This window comes from Geobacillus sp. DSP4a, from assembly GCF_013096875.1.
In the GTDB taxonomy this organism is placed as follows: Bacteria; Bacillota; Bacilli; order Bacillales; family Anoxybacillaceae; genus Geobacillus; species Geobacillus thermophilus.
The window spans coordinates 1-284 of sequence record NZ_SDLD01000268.1; the positions used below are offsets into that span (position 1 = coordinate 1).

General features: G+C 47.9%; 1 pseudogene. It reads right to left on the bottom strand.

Going from position 1 to position 284, the window contains the following annotated elements:
• Positions 1-284: pseudogene (locus ETC02_RS17295) on the bottom strand (IS4 family transposase); the annotation flags it as partial.

The following is a 284-nucleotide window of genomic DNA, read 5'->3' on the forward strand; positions in this document are numbered from 1 at the left end:
GTGGAACATACAAGCGTTCATGTCCGATGTATACATGTTCCATTTCCACTGATTCCCCTTCCTCTAATTGATTCCCAAGGGATTCCCAATCCCATTCCTTCCACTGGCCATTCTCCTTGATATACACTTTCATATCGGAACAGAGCCGAGTAATATAATACGCTCCGCGGGCGTCGATCTCGGCCAGTGCGGCAACGGAGAAAAAGCCCAAATCCCGAATACATAGGTCATTCGGTAAAATCGTATGCTGGGCATGATAGGCAAAACGAGCGTCCGAGTCATTG